This window comes from Pseudomonas sp. GZD-209 (assembly GCF_049310485.1).
Lineage (GTDB): Bacteria > Pseudomonadota > Gammaproteobacteria > Pseudomonadales > Pseudomonadaceae > Aquipseudomonas > Aquipseudomonas sichuanensis.
The window spans coordinates 1-17,711 of record NZ_JBMOWQ010000071.1; the positions used below are offsets into that span (position 1 = coordinate 1).

General features: G+C 65.2%; 15 protein-coding genes. 11 read left to right on the forward strand and 4 right to left on the reverse strand.

Annotated elements, in window-relative coordinates; translation table 11 throughout:
* Positions 1–81 precede the first annotated feature (81 nt).
* On the reverse strand, positions 82–1,302 hold the full coding sequence (locus ACO6VM_RS10465; RefSeq protein WP_110994680.1) for an MFS transporter: 1,221 nt from the start codon (positions 1,300–1,302) through the stop codon (positions 82–84).
* 345 nt (positions 1,303–1,647) lie between these two features.
* Between ACO6VM_RS10465 and ACO6VM_RS10470 the strand changes: the two genes are divergently transcribed.
* The 3 genes from ACO6VM_RS10470 to ACO6VM_RS10480 are packed head-to-tail and all read left to right on the forward strand — an operon-like array spanning position 1,648 to position 4,246.
* Complete coding sequence (locus ACO6VM_RS10470; RefSeq protein ID WP_401059649.1) at positions 1,648–3,084, forward strand: cytochrome ubiquinol oxidase subunit I; 1,437 nt, start codon at positions 1,648–1,650, stop codon at positions 3,082–3,084.
* Position 3,085: 1 nt separating this feature from the next.
* Complete coding sequence (cydB, locus tag ACO6VM_RS10475; RefSeq protein WP_401059651.1) at positions 3,086–4,093, forward strand: cytochrome d ubiquinol oxidase subunit II; 1,008 nt, start codon at positions 3,086–3,088, stop codon at positions 4,091–4,093.
* Positions 4,094–4,105: 12 nt separating this feature from the next.
* Positions 4,106–4,246, forward strand: a complete 141-nt coding sequence (locus ACO6VM_RS10480; protein WP_401059720.1) for a DUF2474 domain-containing protein — start codon at positions 4,106–4,108, stop codon at positions 4,244–4,246.
* Positions 4,247–4,318: 72 nt separating this feature from the next.
* Here ACO6VM_RS10480 and ACO6VM_RS10485 read toward each other — a convergent pair whose 3' ends face one another.
* Complete coding sequence (locus ACO6VM_RS10485; protein WP_401059652.1) at positions 4,319–5,443, reverse strand: methyltransferase; 1,125 nt, start codon at positions 5,441–5,443, stop codon at positions 4,319–4,321.
* A gap of 87 nt (positions 5,444–5,530) precedes the next feature.
* Positions 5,531–6,232: an autoinducer binding domain-containing protein gene (locus tag ACO6VM_RS10490; RefSeq protein WP_422403232.1), complete on the reverse strand. Its 702-nt coding sequence runs from the start codon at positions 6,230–6,232 to the stop codon at positions 5,531–5,533.
* Between the two features lie 212 nt (positions 6,233–6,444).
* Between ACO6VM_RS10490 and ACO6VM_RS10495 the strand changes: the two genes are divergently transcribed.
* Positions 6,445–7,221, forward strand: coding sequence for a ferredoxin--NADP reductase (locus ACO6VM_RS10495; protein ID WP_125465598.1), 777 nt, complete (start codon positions 6,445–6,447; stop codon positions 7,219–7,221).
* Positions 7,222–7,261: 40 nt separating this feature from the next.
* Here the strand turns inward: ACO6VM_RS10495 and mscL are convergent, their stop codons facing one another.
* Complete coding sequence (gene mscL / locus ACO6VM_RS10500) at positions 7,262–7,681, reverse strand: large-conductance mechanosensitive channel protein MscL (protein WP_401059656.1); 420 nt, start codon at positions 7,679–7,681, stop codon at positions 7,262–7,264.
* Positions 7,682–7,859: 178 nt separating this feature from the next.
* Here mscL and radA point away from each other — a divergent pair, with 178 nt between their 5' ends.
* The 7 genes from radA to ACO6VM_RS10535 all read left to right on the forward strand — a co-directional run bounded on the left by radA (position 7,860) and on the right by ACO6VM_RS10535 (position 17,708).
* A complete protein-coding gene (gene radA / locus ACO6VM_RS10505; RefSeq protein WP_390970215.1) occupies positions 7,860–9,227 on the forward strand; it encodes a DNA repair protein RadA in 1,368 nt (455 codons plus the stop codon).
* Positions 9,228–9,298: 71 nt separating this feature from the next.
* The gene (locus tag ACO6VM_RS10510; protein ID WP_401059658.1) at positions 9,299–9,802 is read left to right on the forward strand and encodes an RNA polymerase sigma factor; all 504 of its coding nucleotides are present in this window, start codon (positions 9,299–9,301) and stop codon (positions 9,800–9,802) included.
* Positions 9,803–9,870: 68 nt separating this feature from the next.
* Positions 9,871–10,866, forward strand: coding sequence for a FecR family protein (locus ACO6VM_RS10515; protein ID WP_401059660.1), 996 nt, complete (start codon positions 9,871–9,873; stop codon positions 10,864–10,866).
* Between the two features lie 198 nt (positions 10,867–11,064).
* Positions 11,065–13,728: a TonB-dependent receptor gene (locus ACO6VM_RS10520; protein WP_401059722.1), complete on the forward strand. Its 2,664-nt coding sequence runs from the start codon at positions 11,065–11,067 to the stop codon at positions 13,726–13,728.
* A gap of 81 nt (positions 13,729–13,809) precedes the next feature.
* Entirely contained in the window at positions 13,810–14,424 is a 615-nt protein-coding gene (locus tag ACO6VM_RS10525; RefSeq protein ID WP_401059662.1) for a heme acquisition protein HasA, read from the forward strand.
* Between the two features lie 169 nt (positions 14,425–14,593).
* On the forward strand, positions 14,594–16,357 hold the full coding sequence (locus tag ACO6VM_RS10530) for a type I secretion system permease/ATPase (protein ID WP_401059664.1): 1,764 nt from the start codon (positions 14,594–14,596) through the stop codon (positions 16,355–16,357).
* A 4-nt stretch (positions 16,358–16,361) separates the two neighbouring features.
* Entirely contained in the window at positions 16,362–17,708 is a 1,347-nt protein-coding gene (locus ACO6VM_RS10535; protein ID WP_401059666.1) for an HlyD family type I secretion periplasmic adaptor subunit, read from the forward strand.
* Positions 17,709–17,711: the final 3 nt, after the last annotated feature.

Genomic DNA, 17,711 nt, shown 5'->3' on the forward strand with positions numbered 1-17,711 from the left:
CCCCCCCCCTCCTCCCCCCCTCCCCCCCCCCCCCCCCCCCCCCCCCCCCCCCCCCCCCCCCCCCCCCCCCCCCACGGAGGGTCAGCCGTTGTGCAAGCGGTCGCGGTGGGTCAGGGTCGGGAACAGTTTCATCCACACCCCGGTCACCACCAGGGTGCCGACACCACCGAGCACCACCGCCGGCACTGTGCCAAACCAGTGCGCGGTGAGCCCCGATTCGAACTCGCCGAGCTGGTTCGAGGCGCCGATGAACAGCCCGTTCACCGCACTCACCCGGCCGCGCATTTCATCCGGGGTCTCCAGTTGCACGAAGGCGCCACGGATGACCATGCTGATCATGTCAGCCGCACCCAGCACCACCAGCACCGCCAGGGAGAACCAGAACGAGGTGCTCAAGCCGAAAGCGATGGTCGCCACGCCGAACACCCCCACCGCGGTGAACATGACCAGGCCCACCTTGCGTTCCACCGGGAAGCGCGCCAGCCACAGCGACATCAGCAGCGCACCCACCGCCGGGGCCGAACGCAGCAGGCCCAGGCCCCAGGCGCCGGTGAGCAGGATGTCCTTGGCGAACACCGGCAGCAGCGCGGTGGCGCCGCCCAGCAGTACGGCGAACAGGTCCAGCGAGATGGCGCCGAGGATGTCCGGGCGGCTGCGGATGAAGCGGATCCCGGCCAGCAGCGACTCAAGGCTGGCGCGGCCTTGCTGGAGTGGTTGCTGGCGGGCGTCGAGGCTGAGCATGAGCAGGCAGGCGATCACGTACAGGGCCACGGTCGGGGCATACACCCAGATGCTGCCGAAGGCATACAGAAAACCGCCCACCGCCGGGGCGACGATGGTCGCCGTCTGGGTCGCCGACGCCGACGCCGCCACCGCCCGCGGGAACAACCCCGGCGGCACCACGTTGGGCAGCAGCGCCTGGGTGGCCGGCATCTCGAACGAGCGGGTGGCGCCCAGCAGGAAGGCCAGCACGAAGATCAGCTCGCGGCTGACGTTGTCAGTGGCACTGCCAAGGGCCAATGCCAGGGCGATCAGCGCCTGCAAGGCCTGACAAAGCGCGGCGACCTTGCGCCGGTCATAGCGGTCGGCAACGTGCCCGGTGTGCAGCATGAACAGCACGCGCGGGGCAAATTCCACCAGCCCGACCAGGCCCAGGTCGAGCACATTGCCCGTCAACTGGTAGAGGTGCCAGCCGATGGCCACGGTGAGCATCTGGAAGCCGCTGGCAGTGAAGACGCGGGCCAGCCAGAAGGCCATGAAAGGGCGGTGATGACGCAGCAATTGCGGGGCGGAGTCGGACATCGGCAGGCCTGTAACCTCGGCAATAGAGGGGTCTGCAGAGTAGCATCTGTTTGTAACATTTAGTTGCTGAATGTCGAGGTGGACAGTTTTTCAGCGTCCGGAAAAGGGGGTGGGACAACGGGTCACGCGGCAATCAACCACACATCTTGTGACTTGATTCGGGACTATGCTTCCAGACATTCGTTGACCTGGATCAATCGTTCCAGATGCAACGAACTTGGCCCTCGGGCCGGAATCCCTGCGATCGAACAGAACAATTCCAACGAGCCGCACTCGATCACTGTGGGGGCAGTGGGCGATAAGGGCCACAAGCCTGGACGCCGGATTATCTGAAGAGGAAGCACCATGTTCGGATTAGAAGCCCTAGAGCTCGCCCGAATCCAGTTTGCCTTTACCGTGTCCTTTCACATTCTGTTCCCGGCCATCACCATTGGCCTGGCGAGCTACCTGGCGGTTCTCGAAGGCCTTTGGCTCAAGACCGGCAACAACACCTACCGTGACCTCTACCACTTCTGGTCGAAGATCTTCGCCGTCAACTTTGGCATGGGCGTGGTCTCCGGCCTGGTCATGGCCTACCAGTTCGGCACCAACTGGAGCCAGTTCTCCGACTTCGCAGGTTCCATCACCGGTCCCTTGCTGACCTACGAGGTACTGACGGCGTTCTTCCTCGAGGCCGGTTTCCTTGGCGTCATGCTGTTCGGCTGGAACCGTGTCGGCCGCGGCCTGCACTTCTTCGCCACTTGCATGGTGGCGCTCGGCACCTTGGTCTCGACCTTCTGGATCCTGGCGTCCAACAGCTGGATGCAGACCCCCCAAGGCTACGAGATCGTCAATGGCCAGGTGATCCCGGTGGACTGGTTCGCGGTGATCTTCAACCCATCCTTCCCCTACCGCCTGATGCACATGGCCACCGCCGCCTTCGTCGCCACGGCGTTCTTCGTCGGCTCTTCGGCGGCCTGGCACCTGTTGCGTGGCCGGGATAACCCGGCGGTGCGCAAGATGCTGTCGATGGCCATGTGGATGGCGCTGGTGGTCGCGCCGATCCAGGCGGTGATCGGTGACTTCCACGGCCTCAACACCCTCAAGCACCAGCCGGCGAAGATCGCGGCCATCGAGGGCCATTGGGAAAACAAACCCGGTGAACCGACGCCGCTGATCCTGTTCGGCATCCCGGACATGCAAGCCGAAACCACCCGCTACAAGATCGAGATCCCGGCCCTGGGCAGCCTGATTCTGACCCACAGCCTGGACAAGCAAGTACCGGCAATGAAGGAGTTCCCGCCCGAAGACCGCCCCAACTCGACCATCGTGTTCTGGTCGTTCCGGGTCATGGTCGGCCTGGGCATGCTGATGATCTTCGTTGGCCTGTGGAGCGTGTGGCTGCGCAAGCGCGGCACCCTGTACAGCTCGCGGCCGTTCCTCTACCTGACCCTGTGGATGGGCCCGTCGGGGCTGATCGCCATCCTCGCCGGCTGGTTCACCACCGAGATCGGTCGCCAGCCATGGGTGGTCTACGGGCTGATGCGGACCGCCGACGGTGTGTCCAACCATAGTTATGCGCAGCTCGGTTTCACCCTGGTGATGTTCGTGGTGGTGTACTTCGCCCTGTTCGGCACCGGCATCGGCTACATGATGCGGCTGGTGCGCAAAGGGCCGAAAACCGGCGAAGGCGAGGAGCACACCCCGGGTGGCCCTGGCCAGCAACGTACGCCGGCGCGGCCACTGTCCGCCGCCGATGATGGCCATGAGGCCACCTCCACCCGCCTGAGCGAGGGGAACTGAGATGGGTATCGATCTTCCGCTGATCTGGGCCGTGATCATCATCTTCGGCGTGATGATGTACGTGGTGATGGACGGTTTCGACCTTGGGATCGGCATGCTCTTCCCGTTCGTCCAGGACGAGCGTGACCGTGATGTGATGATGAACACCGTCGCCCCGGTATGGGACGGCAACGAAACCTGGTTGGTGCTGGGTGGCGCCGCGCTGTTCGGGGCCTTCCCGCTGGCCTACTCGGTGGTGCTGGAGGCGCTGTACCTGCCGCTGATGCTGATGCTGGTGGGGCTGATCTTCCGCGGCGTGGCCTTCGAGTTCCGCTTCAAGGCGCGGGCCAACAAGCGGCATATCTGGGACAAGGCGTTCATCTGGGGCTCGCTGGTGGCCACCTTCTTCCAGGGCGTGGCCCTGGGCGCCTTCATCGAAGGCTTCAAGGTGGTCGACCGCAAGTTCGTCGGCGGCTACCTGGACTGGCTGACGCCGTTCACCCTGTTCTCTGGCCTGGGCCTGATCGTCGCCTACACCCTGCTGGGCTGTACCTGGCTGATCATGAAAACCGAAGGGCCGCTGCAGCAGAAGATGCACGACATGGCGCGGCCCCTGGCGCTGGTGCTGCTGGCGGTGATCGGCATCGTCAGCCTGTGGACACCGATTGCCTACCCGCAGATCGCCGACCGCTGGTTCAGCATGCCTAACCTGGTGTGGTTCATGCCGGTGCCGCTACTGGTGATGGTGACCTTCTACGGCCTGCTGCGCGCGGTGGCACGTAACGCGCACTACACGCCGTTCCTGCTCACCCTGGTGCTGATCTTCCTTGGCTACAGCGGTTTGGGGATCAGCCTGTGGCCCAACATCATCCCGCCGTCGATCAGCATCTGGGATGCCGCCGCACCGCCGCAGAGCCAGGGCTTCATGCTGGTGGGCACGCTGTTCATCCTGCCGTTCATCCTCGGGTACACCTACTGGAGCTACTACGTGTTCCGCGGCAAGGTTACCCATGAAGACGGCTATCACTAGGAGCGCGCCATGATGGATGTCGAACAGAAGAAACCGTTGTGGCAACGCCTGGGCTGGCTGGTGCTGATCTGGGCGCTGAGTGTCGCGGCGCTCGGGGTATTCGCCTACGGGATGCGAATGTTCATGACTGCGGCGGGGTTGAGCACGCACTGAGCCTGCATCGAAACCATCGTGGGTAGCGTGGGAGCGGCAGTGCGCCGCTCCCACCTTGCCACCGGGTCTACATTACTTGCGCGCCTTGAGCACGACGAACTTCGGCGTCGCCGCCACTTGCTCCACCCCTCTGAACAACCGCGCCAGCTTGCTGTGGTAGCCCAGGTGCCGGTTGCCGACGATGTACAACGCTCCCCCCACCTCCAGCGCCTCCCGTGCCTGCTGGAACATGCGCCAGGCGAGGAAATCGCCGACCACCTGCTGCTGGTGGAACGGCGGGTTGCACAGCACCACGTCCAGCGACTGCTTCGCAAGCCCCGCCAGGCCATCCGCCGCCTCAATCGCTACTTCACGATCGCCCAGCGCGGCCTGCCAGTTGTCACGGGCCGATTGCACCGCCATGTACGACTCGTCCACCAGGGTGTAATGCGCGTCAGGGTTCGCCAGGGCGCTGGCGATGGCCAGTACGCCATTGCCGCAGCCCAGGTCTGCCACTCGGGCGCGGCCCAGGTCGCGTGGCAGGTGCGGCAGGAAGGCACGGGTGCCGATGTCCAGGCCTTCGCGGCAGAACACGTTGGCGTGGTTGACCAGTTCCAGTGCCGGCACATCGAGGCGGTAGCGGCTAGGGTAGGGGGACTGGGCGAGCGGGCGCTCGGCGACCGTGGCGGTGAGCAGGCGCGCCTTCTTCTGGGCCAGCGAGGCCTGGACCGGGCCGATGTATTTTTCCATCAGGTCGCCGGCCGCACGTGGCAGGTGCTTGATCATGGCGCCGGCGATCACCTGAGCGCCGGGGGCCAGGTGGCCCTGCAGGCGGATCAGCTGTTCTTCGAGCAGGGCCAGGGTTTTCGGCACGCGCACCAGCACGCGATCGAACGGCCCTTGCCAGTGCTGGTTGGCGGCTACGAAAGGTACGGCATCGAACGGCTTGCCGTTGCCTGCCAGGTTCTTCTCCAGCGCCATGCGCGCCAGGTGCGAGTCGCCGCTGCTGGTGACGTCCAACGTGCCGGCCAGGCTGGCGGCCAGGGCGCCGAAGCTGTCGTTGAGCACCAGCACCCGGCAGTCTGCGGCCGGTGCTTGGGCCGCCAGGTGCTCCAGCAGGTACTGGTCGGCGGCGTCGAACGCCAGCAGCGGGTCGTTGGCCTGTTCCGGCTGGCGAATCAGGTCGAGGTCGGCGAAGGGGCTGTTGAACAGTGGCATGAAGTACGGCTCGGCGCGAATCTGGCCGTCGCGGTGCGCGACAGGCTTGAGGTAGGCGATTCTACAGGGCTTTGCGCTTCGAGGGGGTTACAGCAGGCCTTGGCGGAAGACGTTGACGATGGCTGCCACCTTGTTGTTGGTGTTGGTCTTGGCGATCACGCTGCGAATGTGGAAGTTCACGGTGCTGGTGGATAGCGAGAGTATCTTGGCGACATCCTCGGCGATCTTGCCTTCCGAGGACCACTTCATCACTTCCAGCTCACGCTTGCTCAGCGGCGGATAGTGCTCCTCGCTGGCCATATGCTGTTCGCTCACTGCGGTATGCAGCACCTGGCACAACCACATGATCTGTGCGCCGTTTTCATAGAGTTCGATGGGGCGAATCGGGCCGTCTGGCCGGGCTACACTCAGCTGGCTCTCGTTGTGCAGTTGATCGAACAACGATTGCGTCCAGCCATGGCGCAGGCCGTGGGCACAGGCTGACTCGCGCAGCTGCGGCATCTCTTTGAACAGGTCGTCGTTCCACAACAGCGGCAGGGTAATCTTGCGGCATTCGCAGCAAGCCGGGTCGCTGTTCATGAACTCGTGCTGATAAACCTGGTGCCACTCGTCCGGGTAGTTGCTGCGGAAACTCACCTTGGGGGCTTTACCCGCGACATGCATGTGGGTCGCCAGGCTGACGAATTGCATACCGAGTGCCTGCACCAGTTCGACTGCCTGGAGGAACAATCTGTCGGGGTCGTGCTCCCCCAGCATCTGCTGAAGCTGTTCGCTGTGCCACTGTGACATTGGTGGAGCTCCCTGAAATCCGATGGATCCAATTACCGGACTGCACGGGCCAAGTGTAGGAAAAGTCCTCGTGCCGTGCTGGGTTTTTTTGCTATAGCTGTCGCATTTCTTGCGCAGCTTTTTGTCAGCCAAAAGCGATGCCCTACAATCCGGTGGTGTTTATCACCGGCGCTTTGCGAGACACTTGGCGCATCTGATTTTTGGAGCCCGTCATGACCGCCAGCGCCGACAAGTTCACCCGCCAGACCCTGCTCGATGTTCAGCCCCTGACGCCGAACCTGTTCAGCCTGCGGGTCAGCCGTGACCCAGGCTTTCGCTTCCGCTCCGGGCAGTTCGCCCGCCTGGGCGTGACCAAGGCCGATGGCAGCGTGGTATGGCGCGCCTACTCGATGGTCAGCGCCCCCCACGACGAATTCCTCGACTTCTTTTCCATCGTGGTGCCCGGCGGTGAGTTCACCAGCGAGCTCAGCCGGTTGGGCGCGGGCGATACCTTGCTGATCGACCGCCAGGCATTCGGCTACCTGACCCTCGACCGCTTTACCGGTGGCCGCGACCTGTGGCTGCTGGCTACCGGCACCGGTATCGCGCCGTTCATGTCGATCCTGCAGGACTTCGAGGCCTGGGAGCGCTTCGACAACATCAAACTGGTGTACTCGGTGCGCGAGGCCAAGGAGCTGGCGTATGTGCAGGAGATCGCCGGGCTTGAGCAACGCGACTACCTGGCGGAGTTCGCCGGCAAGTTGCAGTTCATTCCGGTGGTGACCCGAGAGCCGCATCCGGGGGCGTTGAATGCGCGGATCACCACGCTGATCGAGAACGGCGAGCTGGAGCGCGCGGCGGGGCTGGAACTGTCGCCGGAGCATTCGCGGATCATGCTGTGCGGCAACCCGGACATGATCGATGAGACGCGCAAGGTGCTCAAGGCGCGCGACTTGCAACTGAGCCTGAGCAAGCGGCCTGGTCAGGTCGCGGTGGAGAACTACTGGTAAACGAAAACGGCGCTTGAGGGCGCCGTTTTCATGCTCAGCCTCAGGGCTGGCGATTCTGGTTCTGTGCCTTGAGCAGGTCGCGGATCTCGGTCAGCAGGGTCTCTTCGGCGCTCGGTACCGGTGGCGCGCTCGGCGCCACGGCTTCTTCGCGCTTGAGGCGGTTGATCGCTTTCACACCCATGAAGATGGCGAAGGCGACGATGATGAAATCGAGGATGGTCTGGATGAACTTGCCGTAGGCCAGCATCACGGCCGGCACGTCACCCTCGGCGGCCTTCAGGGTAATGGCCAGGTCACTGAAGTCCACACCACCGATCAGCAGGCCGATGGGGGGCATGATCACGTCGCCGACGAACGACGAGACGATCTTGCCGAAGGCGGCGCCGATGATGATACCGACGGCCATGTCCACGACATTTCCTTTGACGGCGAAGGCCTTGAACTCACTGAGCATGCCCATGTGCGATTTCCTTGTAACAAATGGTGAGGTAGACGCAGTGTAAGCCACTTAAACGCTTCATGCGTGGCAATCAGGGCTACTGACTGCGGTTAGAACGAATAGTTTTGTCGCCTTTCGGCGCGTTCGGGACACGTCCGGCTTCGGCTATCATGGCGGTTTTTTCCAGGAGACTGCGCCCATGGCCAAGGCCAAGCGTTTGTATGGCTGTACCGAATGTGGCGCGACTTTCCCCAAATGGGCCGGCCAGTGCGGCGAGTGCGGCGCCTGGAACACCCTGGTCGAGACCATGATCGAAAGCGGCGGCGCGGCGGCCCCCAGCGGTCGGGCCGGCTGGGCCGGGCAGCAGGCGCAGCTCAAGACCCTCGCCGAGGTCAGCGTCGAAGAGATCCCGCGCTTCACCACCAGCAGCACCGAGCTTGACCGGGTGCTCGGGGGTGGCCTGGTCGATGGTTCGGTGGTGTTGATCGGCGGCGACCCGGGCATCGGCAAATCGACCATCCTGCTGCAGACCCTGTGCAACATCGCCACGCAGATGCCGGCGCTGTACGTCACCGGCGAAGAGTCGCAGCAGCAGGTGGCCATGCGCTCGCGGCGCCTGGGGCTGCCCCAGGACCAGCTCAAGGTCATGACCGAAACCTGCATCGAGGCGATCATCGCCACTGCCCGCCAGGAGAAACCGCGGGTGATGGTGATCGACTCGATCCAGACCATTTTCACCGAGCAGCTGCAATCGGCCCCGGGTGGCGTGGCCCAGGTGCGCGAAAGCGCGGCGCTGCTGGTGCGCTATGCCAAGCAGAGCGGCACGGCGATCTTCCTGGTCGGCCACGTCACCAAGGAAGGTTCGCTGGCCGGCCCGCGCGTGCTGGAGCACATGGTCGACACCGTGCTGTATTTCGAGGGTGAATCGGACGGGCGCCTGCGCCTGCTGCGGGCGGTGAAGAACCGCTTCGGCGCGGTCAACGAACTGGGCGTGTTCGGCATGACCGATCGCGGCCTCAAGGAAGTCTCCAACCCTTCGGCGATCTTCCTCAACCGTACCCAGGAAGAGGTGCCCGGCAGCGTGGTGATGGCCACCTGGGAAGGCACCCGGCCGATGCTGGTGGAGGTGCAGGCACTGGTCGATGACAGCCACCTGGCCAACCCGCGGCGGGTGACCCTGGGCCTGGACCAGAACCGCCTGGCCATGCTGCTGGCGGTCCTGCACCGTCACGGCAGCATCCCCACCCACGATCAGGATGTGTTCCTCAACGTGGTCGGCGGGGTCAAGGTGCTGGAGACCGCCTCTGACCTGGCGCTGCTGGCGGCGGTGATGTCGAGCCTGCGCAACCGGCCCTTGGCCCACGACCTGCTGGTGTTCGGCGAGATCGGCCTGTCTGGCGAGGTGCGACCGGTGCCCAGCGGCCAGGAGCGCCTCAAGGAGGCCGCCAAGCATGGCTTCAAGCGTGCCATCGTGCCCAAGGGCAATGCGCCGAAAGAGGCGCCGCCGGGCTTGCAGGTGATTGCCGTGACTCGTCTGGAGCAGGCCCTGGATGCATTGTTCGAATAGTCGGCTTCTTGCAAGTGATTCTCAATAGCTAGTAGCATGCGGCCACCTTGCGACCATCGTATGGAGTGCGTGTGGCGGAGTTCGACCTCAAGCGGCTGTTCCTCAAGCACGCGAAAAACCTGCAGGCCATGCTTTCGCGCAAAGTACGCGACCCGCAATTGGCCGCCGACCTGGTGCAGGACAGTTTCCTGCGCCTGGCCGAGCAGCAGCACGTCGACCGCATCGACAATGCCCAGGCCTACCTGTACCGCACGGCCCATAACCTGATGGTCGATCATGTGCGTCAGCAGCAGCGGCGCAAGACCGATCTGGTCCCCCACGAAGCGCTGGAAAGCATCATCGAGGACGGCCCCGGGCTCGACGAGCAGGCTGCCCGCATCCAGCACCTGCGCCGCTTGCAGGCGATCCTCGAGACGTTGCCCGAACGTACCCGGCAGGTATTTCGCCTCAATCGCCTGGAGGGCATGACCCACGCCGAAGTCGCGCGTCACTTGGGTATTTCCGACAGCTCCGTGCAGAAGCATCTGGCCAAGGCCCTGGCCTATGTGATGCAGTGCCTGCAGGAAGCGGAATGACCAACGGTTTACTGACAAACGCCGCTTCAGACGTCAGCCCAGACATAACCAGATCGCGAGAGAACCGTGTGAGCAGCCAGAACGAGCAAGCCATCCGCGAGCAGGCCGCCGAGTGGGTGGTGCTGCAAGGCGCCGGCCCCCTGAGCAGTGTGCAGCAGCAGGCGCTGGAGCAGTGGTGTGCGAGCGACCCGCGCCATGCCCGGGCCTATGCCTTCGCGCAGGCGACCTGGGGCGACCTGGGGCAGTTGGCGGGCCTTGCCCCCGCTGGCGCGCCGCATCGCGCGCCGCTGCCGCGCAGTACGCGCACGCCTGCCCGGCGCAGGGTTTCGCGTATTCGGCGCGCCGTGGCCTGCAGCGCGCTGGTGCTGCTGGCGGTGCTGGGCGTGGAGCAGGGGCCCGGCCTGTTGCTGGACTGGCGCGCGGACTACGTCACCGCTGCTGGCGAAGTGCGTCGGGTGACCTTGCCCGATGGCAGCCTGGTCGATCTCGACAGCCGCAGCGCCTTGCAGTTGGCCTACGATGGCCAGCAGCGGCGGGTGCGTCTGCTGGCCGGCGATGCCGTGTTCAGTGCAGCGCCGGTCACGGCCGCCGAGCCACGGCCGTTCGTGGTCGAATATGCCGGCGCCAGTACGCGGGCCCTGGGCACGCGGTTCGTGGTCGGCATGGCGGGCGAGGGCGGTTGGGTCGGCATGCTCGAACACAGTGTCGAGGTAAAACTGCAAGCCGCGCCGGTCCAGGGCGTGACCAGCCAGCTGTTGCAGGAGGGCCAGGCGCTGCGCTACGACCAGGCCCAGGGCGTGCGCCTGTGGCCTGGGCGCGATGTGCAGCGGGCCACCGACTGGCAGCGCGGGGTGCTGGTGTTCGAGCGCCAGCCGCTGGCCGAGGTGGTCGAACGGCTGAACCGCTACCGTGACGGGCGCCTGCTGGTGGTCGACGCGGCCTTGGCGCAACGCCAGGTCAGTGGGGTGTTCCGCCTCGACAACCTGGCCGTGGCCGCCGATGTGCTCACCGCCGAACTCAAGGCCGAACGCCTGCAATTGCCTGGCTTGACGCTGATCTACTGAACCGCTGAAAAAAACTTTCGTTTCGCGTTACTGAGTTTTCCTGCGTCGCACGTCTGATTGTTGAGATTGATTTTCATTACTAGAAATCGCCAACAGAAGACGAGACGCGCAGTGAGCACGCACCCCGCACAACCCCGCCGACCCCTGAGCCGCATTGCCCTGGCCAGCAGCCTGGCCATTGGCGCCTTGAGCCTGCCGATGGGGATCGGCCTGGCCCAGGCCGCCACGTCGCCGAACAGCACAAGCCGCAGCCTGGTGCAGTTCGACATTCCCGCCCAGCCGCTCGACAGCGCAGTGCTGGCCTATGCCGAACAGTCCGGTGTGCAGGTGTTCTATGACAGCCGCAAGCTGGTCGGCCTGTACAGCGAAGGGCTGCGCGGTGGCTACAGCGTGGAAGAGGGCCTGCGCCTGCTGCTGCGCAACATGCCGGTGCGCTACCACTTCAGCGCCGCGGGGCAGGTGGGGCTGGAGCGGCTCGAAGAGTCCGGCACGGCCCTGGAACTGGGGGCCACCCAGGTCGAGTCCAGCCGTGACGGTGACTGGGTGTACCAGGCGCCACGTTCGGCCAGCGTGATCACCCGTGATCAGATCGATAAGCGCCCGCCGCGCCATGCCGCCGACATGCTCGAGCAGACCGCCGGGGTGTACACCGCAGTCAACCAGCGCGATCCGGGCCTGTCGGTGAACATCCGCGGCGTGCAGGACTACGGCCGGGTCAACATGAACATCGACGGCATGCGCCAGAACTTCAGCGTCAACGGCCACCAGCAGCGCAATGGCACGATGTTCATCGACCCAGAGTTCGTCAGCAACGTCGAGATCGAGAAGGGCAGCCAGTCCGGCATGGGCGGCGCGGGTGTGCTCGGCGGCATTGCCAGCTTCAACACCCTGAACGCCGCCGAGTTTCTCGGCCCGGGCAAGGAGATGGGCGGCCGGATTCGTGCCGGGCATGGCATCGGCGAGCTGGGCAACGGCACCTATTTCAACGGCAGCGGCGTGTTCGCCTTCGGCAACGAAGTGGGTGACCTGCTGCTGGGCATGAGCGAGCGCCACTTCGGCAACTACCGCGCCGGCACCAACAACAAGGACAACCTGGGCACCGAGATGCGCCTGCGCAAGTTGTTCCCGCGGGCCTGGGACAACTGGATCGAGTCCGAGGTCGGCGACATGGGCACGGTGACCCGCTCGAACCTGATCAAGGTGGGCCTGAACCTGCCCGAAGACCAGCGCCTGCAACTGAGCTACATGGAAACCGACACCGACAGCAAGGACGCCTGGACCTGGCTGGCCTCCGACCTCAACTCGTTCTACTACCGGCGCACTGCCAGCAGCGACATCAACGCGAAGAACTTCGGGCTCGACTACAGCTACGCGCCGGACAACGACCTGATCGACTTCAAGGCCAAGCTGTATTTCGTCACCACCCGCCAGGACCGCTGGAACAACAGCAATACGGCCAGCGTCGGCAGCGGCAACTTCTACGCCGACTACAACGATCACTTCCAGACCGATACCTGGGGCCTGCAGGCGCAGAACACCTCGCGCTTCTATTTCGGCCAGAGCAACCTGCTGAGCTTCAACTATGGCGCCGAACTGTTCCTGGATACCTTCAAGCCGAGCAGCGAACGCATCCCCGCGCCGAGTGAAAGGGACAACCCGTTCATCGCCGGGGCCGACCCAGAAGGCAAGCGAGCCATGGGCAGCCTGTTCGGCAACCTGTCGTTCGAGCATGACGGCTGGCTGACCCTGGATGCCGGCCTGCGCTACGACCGCTATCGCCTGACCGGCAAGACCGGGTTCAGCACCTGGGCCTACCCGCTCGGTGTCACCGGCGTGGACGTGATGCGTGAGCAAACCGAGTTTGCCTATGACGTCGAACGCGAGGAGGGGCGCTTCTCGCCGACCTTCGGTATCGGCGTCAAGCCGGGGCTGGACTGGCTGCAGCTTTACACTCGCTGGGGCCGCGGCTGGCGCCCGCCGGCCGTGACCGAAGCGTTCATGAGCGGCAAGCCGCACGGCGGCGGCAACGAACTGGTGTACCCCAACCCGTTCCTCAAGCCCGAGCAGTCGCATAACTGGGAAGCCGGTTTCAACATCTTCAAGGAGTCGCTGTTTCGCGATGGCGACCGCCTCGGCATGAAGGTGGCCTACTTCGATACGCGGATCGAGAACTTCTCGTACCTCGACTACAGCGTCGACCTGCCCGGCACCGACATCACCGGGCTGTCGCTGGGCAACAGTGCCTACACCAACAACCTCGAAGGCACCACCTTCCGCGGCGTGGAGTACTCGCTCGACTACGACAACGGCCGCTTCTACACCCAGCTCAGCTACACCCACATGATCGGCAGCAACGAGTTCTGCTCCAAGCAGCTGTACATGGGCGGCGGTGTGCAGCGCAACGAAGCCGGCATGATCGACACGGTGATCGACTTCGGTGGCTTCCCGATCCCGGTGACCCTGCCGGGCTACAACTTCACCGAGGGCCAGGCGATCAATGACCAGATCAGCTGTGGCGAGATCATGGGCAACGCCGCCTACATGCCGTCCGACCGTGGCGCGTTGACCACCGGCCTGCGCTTCTTCGACAACACCCTCGATGTCGGCGCCCGTCTGCGCTACAGCGCGGGCCGGGGCGAGCACCTCAACAGCCAGGGCTACGGCAACCTGGAGAAGGCCCGCTGGCCGGAATACAAGGTCTACGACCTGTATGCCAGCTACTGGGCGACCCCGCAGCTGAACATTGCCCTGTCGCTGGAAAACGTCACCGACGAGGCTTACTTCGTGGCCATGGGCGACGCCAACAACCTCTCCCTGGCCCGTGGCCGGACCCTCTCCGGCATGCTCGAGTACCGTTTCTGATTCACCAGGTTCGCCCACTGTCGGGCAACACGAAGGCGTTGGACGCCTTCGCTCTCAACTGCAACGCAATGAGGAAATGCAATGTCTCTGTCCGTTACCTACTCGGCTTCCTTCGCCAACTTCACCGTTGACCAGTACCTCTCGGCCTGGGCCACCGGTTTCAAGACCGCTGCCCACAACGCCAGCAACACCGGTGGCTTCAACGAGGGTGGCACCGATGGCAGCCAGTACGCCATTCGCGGCACCAATGGTTCGAACTTTGCCGTGATCGCCGAAAGCGACACCCCGACCGGCCTGCACTACGCCTGGAATGCCTCGCTGCCGGCCAGCGACAACCAGAACCACTACCTGTACGGCGAGCTGGACACCGTGACCCTGGGCAACACCCTGCTGCGTGACGCCAGCGGCAACTACAGCGTGCAGGCGCTGGCCGTGAGCTTCGACGGCCTGGACCTGAACGCCGCTCAAGGTGCCGGCCGTGCAGGCAACGACGTGCACAACGTGATCTACAACCTGATGCAGGGCAAGACCACCGGCCTGGAAACCGTGCTGGACAACCTGCTGGCCGACTACGGCGTATCCACCAACAACACCTTCGCCCAGATCAACACCGCCCTGGCGGCTGGCCCGGTCGCGGCCTCGGCCGAAGCCGTTGGCGTGCAGGCGCTGCCTGAAGACCTGGCCTTGGCGGCCTGAGCCCAGGCATGAAAAAGCGAATGGAAGGTAACCCTGCCATTCGCTGATCTGTTGCATTTACCCCGCAGCCCGTGTCTTTGCCGGGCCCAGGCTGCGGTGGTGCGAATTCTGTGGCGTCGACGGGCACAAAGCAATCGCCGGTCGACGCACCCTGTGAGGTTTCCAACGAATGCGAACCGCTCCCGCCGCGGCCAACGAAGTGCTGCAGGCGCTCAAGGCCTGCCGTGCCGGCCTCGCCAACGTCGCCCTGTTCACCGCAGTGATCAACCTGCTGATGCTGGCGCCGGCGCTGTACATGTTGCAGGTGTATGACCGGGTCCTGTCGTCGCGCAACGAGATGACGCTGCTCATGCTCAGCCTCCTGGTGCTGGGGCTGTTCGCCTTCATGGGCGTGCTGGAGTGGCTGCGCAGCCAAGTGGTGGTGCGCCTGGGCACGCGCATGGACATGGACCTCAACCCGCGGGTGTTCGACGCCGCCTACGCGGCCAGCCTGGCGGGGCACAAGGGCGCGGCCGGGCAGATGCTCGCCGACCTGACCAGCCTGCGCCAGTTCGCCACCGGCCAGGCGCTGTTCGCCTTCTTCGACGCACCCTGGTTCCCGGTGTACCTGCTGGTGATCTTCATGTTCAGCCCGTGGCTTGGCCTGATGGCGTTGGTGGGCGCGGTGTTGCTGACAGTGCTGGCCTGGGTCAACGAGCGCCTGACCAAGGCCCCGTTCGCCGAGGCGGGCGAGCTGTCGCAGCAGGCTGGCCTGGAGGCCAGCGCCAACCTGCGCAATGCCGAGGTGATCGAAGCCATGGGCATGCTGGGCGCGGTGCGCCAGCGCTGGGCACGCCTGCACCATGGTTTTCTTGCCCGGCAGAACCTGGGCAGCGAGCGCACTGCGGCGGTCAGCGCGGTGTCCAAGACCGTGCGCCTGGCTTTGCAGTCGCTGGTGCTGGGGCTGGGCGCTTGGCTGGCGATCGAGCAGTTGATCACCCCCGGCATGATGATCGCCGGCTCCATCCTGATGGCCCGGGTGCTGGCGCCGATCGACCAGTTGATCGGCGCCTGGCGCCAATGGAGCGGTGCCCGCCTGGCCTACCTGCGCCTGAGCGAGCTGTTGCGCACGCAACCGCCACGCCCGGCCGGCATGCCCTTGCCGGCGCCGTTGGGCAGGCTCACGGTGGAACAAGTGGGCGCGCTGCAGCCGGGCAGCAACCGGCCCTGCCTGAACAACCTGGGTTTTGACCTGGCTGCCGGTGAGTCGCTGGGCATCATCGGCCCGTCGGGTTCGGGCAAGTCGACCCTGTCCCGTCTTTTGGTCGGTGCTGCCGCGCCGTCCACCGGCAAGGTGCGCCTGGACGGAGCCGACCTGCGGGTGTGGGAGCGCCAGGCGCTGGGCCGGCATATCGGCTACCTGCCGCAGGATGTGCAACTGTTCGCCGGCAGCATTGCCGACAATATCGCCCGCCTGGGCCCGGTGGACGCCCAGCAGGTGGTGGCCGCCGCGCAAATGGCCGGTGTGCACGAGATGATCCTCAAGCTGCCGGCTGCCTATGACACGCTGCTGGGCGAGGGCGGCAGCGGGCTGTCTGGCGGCCAGCGCCAGCGCATCGGCCTGGCCCGTGCGCTGTACGGGTTGCCGGCGTTGATCGTGCTCGACGAGCCCAACTCGAACCTTGACGAGGCCGGTGAGCAGGCGCTGCTCGAGGCCGTCGGCAAACTGCGAGAGCACAAGCGCACGCTGATCCTGATCACCCACAAGTCGTCGTTGCTGGCGGGCCTGGACAATCTGCTGATGCTGCAGAACGGCCAGCTGCAAGCCTACGGGCCGACCGCCCGGGTGCTGCAAGACCTACAGCGCGCCGCCCGCCCGGCGCCGGTTGCCGCCGCCCCTGCCACACGCCCGCCCCTTGGCCTGAGCGCCAGCTTCGGCCTGCCAAGAGCCTGACTTCATGACCGTACATGCCGTTACCAAGCGCAAGACCGATGTGCCCGCCGACCCCGACAACGTGCTCAGCCTCAGTGAACATCGCCCTGCCCGGATGGGGCGCTGGCTGGTGTTGGCCGGCTTTGGCGGCTTCCTCTTGTGGGCTGCGCTGGCACCGCTGGACAAGGGCGTGCCGGTGACCGGCAACGTGGTGGTGGCGGGCAGCAAGCAGGCGGTGCAGCACCCCACGGGTGGGGTGATCGAGCAACTGCTGGTGCGCGATGGCGAGCCGGTCAGTGCCGGCCAGGTGTTGCTGCGCATGGACCCGACCCAGGCCCAGGCCCAGGTCGGCTCGCTGCGGGTGCAGTACGTCAACGCCCGTGCCGGTGAGGCGCGTTTGCTGGCCGAGCGTGACGGCCTGCCGGGCCTGGCGTTCCCGGAGGGCCTGCAGGCCGAGGCTGGCACGCCCTGGGTGGCTGCGGCCCTGGAGGGCCAACGCCAGTTGCAGATCAGCCGTGCCCGCGCATTGGACATGGAGCTTGGTGGCATGCGCGAAGGCATCGCTGGCGCCGAAGCCTCGTTGCAGGGCTTGCAGGGCTCGCTGGCCAGCAAGCAGGCCCAGCGCGACGCCCTCGACGAGCAACTGCGTAGCCTGCGCGACCTGGCCCGGGATGGCTATATCGCCCGCAACCGGCTGCTCGACAATGAACGCCTGCTGGCCCAGGTCAACGGCTCGATCGCCGAAGACCTGGGCTCGATCGGCCGTACCCGGCGCCAGGTGCTGGAACTCAAGCTGCGCATCGGCCAGCGCCAACAGGAGTTCCAGAACGAAGTGCGTCAGCAGTTGACCGAGCTGCAAGCCAGTGCCGAGGACCTGGGCAATCGCCTGCGCAGCGCCGAGTTCGAGCTGGCCCACACCCAGGTGCGTGCCCCGGTGGCCGGCACGGTGGTGGGGCTGAGTGTGTTCACCAATGGCGGGGTGATCGCCCGTGGCCAGCAGTTGATGGAGATCGTTCCGGCCGGTGCGCCGCTGCTGGTCGATGCCAGGGCTCCGGTGGAGATGGTCGACCGCTTGCGCCCGGGGCTGCCGGTGGAGCTGATGTTCGCCGCCTTCAACCAGAGCACCACGCCTCGGGTGGAGGGGGAGGTGAGCCTGGTATCGGCTGATCGGCTGGTCGATGAAAAGACCCAGCACCCCTACTACCAGGTGCGCATCAAGGTCAGCGAGCAGGGCCTGCAGCAGCTGGCGGGGCTGGATATCCGCCCGGGCATGCCGGTGGAAGCGTTCGTGCGCACCGGTGAGCGCTCGCTGCTCAACTACCTGTTCAAGCCGTTGGCCGACCGGGTGCATGTCGCCCTGGCGGAGGAGTGATGC

Bases quoted from the DNA above. Each gene is read 5' to 3' on its own strand.
- ACO6VM_RS10465 (WP_110994680.1), bottom strand. From the start codon at position 1,302: ATGTCCGACTCCGCCCCGCAATTGCTGCGTCATCACCGCCCTTTCATG.
- ACO6VM_RS10470 (WP_401059649.1), top strand. From the start codon at position 1,648: ATGTTCGGATTAGAAGCCCTAGAGCTCGCCCGAATCCAGTTTGCCTTT.
- cydB (WP_401059651.1), top strand. From the start codon at position 3,086: ATGGGTATCGATCTTCCGCTGATCTGGGCCGTGATCATCATCTTCGGC.
- ACO6VM_RS10480 (WP_401059720.1), top strand. From the start codon at position 4,106: ATGGATGTCGAACAGAAGAAACCGTTGTGGCAACGCCTGGGCTGGCTG.
- ACO6VM_RS10485 (WP_401059652.1), bottom strand. From the start codon at position 5,443: ATGCCACTGTTCAACAGCCCCTTCGCCGACCTCGACCTGATTCGCCAG.
- ACO6VM_RS10490 (WP_422403232.1), bottom strand. From the start codon at position 6,232: ATGTCACAGTGGCACAGCGAACAGCTTCAGCAGATGCTGGGGGAGCAC.
- ACO6VM_RS10495 (WP_125465598.1), top strand. From the start codon at position 6,445: ATGACCGCCAGCGCCGACAAGTTCACCCGCCAGACCCTGCTCGATGTT.
- mscL (WP_401059656.1), bottom strand. From the start codon at position 7,681: ATGGGCATGCTCAGTGAGTTCAAGGCCTTCGCCGTCAAAGGAAATGTC.
- radA (WP_390970215.1), top strand. From the start codon at position 7,860: ATGGCCAAGGCCAAGCGTTTGTATGGCTGTACCGAATGTGGCGCGACT.
- ACO6VM_RS10520 (WP_401059722.1), top strand. From the start codon at position 11,065: ATGGGGATCGGCCTGGCCCAGGCCGCCACGTCGCCGAACAGCACAAGC.
- ACO6VM_RS10525 (WP_401059662.1), top strand. From the start codon at position 13,810: ATGTCTCTGTCCGTTACCTACTCGGCTTCCTTCGCCAACTTCACCGTT.
- ACO6VM_RS10530 (WP_401059664.1), top strand. From the start codon at position 14,594: ATGCGAACCGCTCCCGCCGCGGCCAACGAAGTGCTGCAGGCGCTCAAG.
- ACO6VM_RS10535 (WP_401059666.1), top strand. From the start codon at position 16,362: ATGACCGTACATGCCGTTACCAAGCGCAAGACCGATGTGCCCGCCGAC.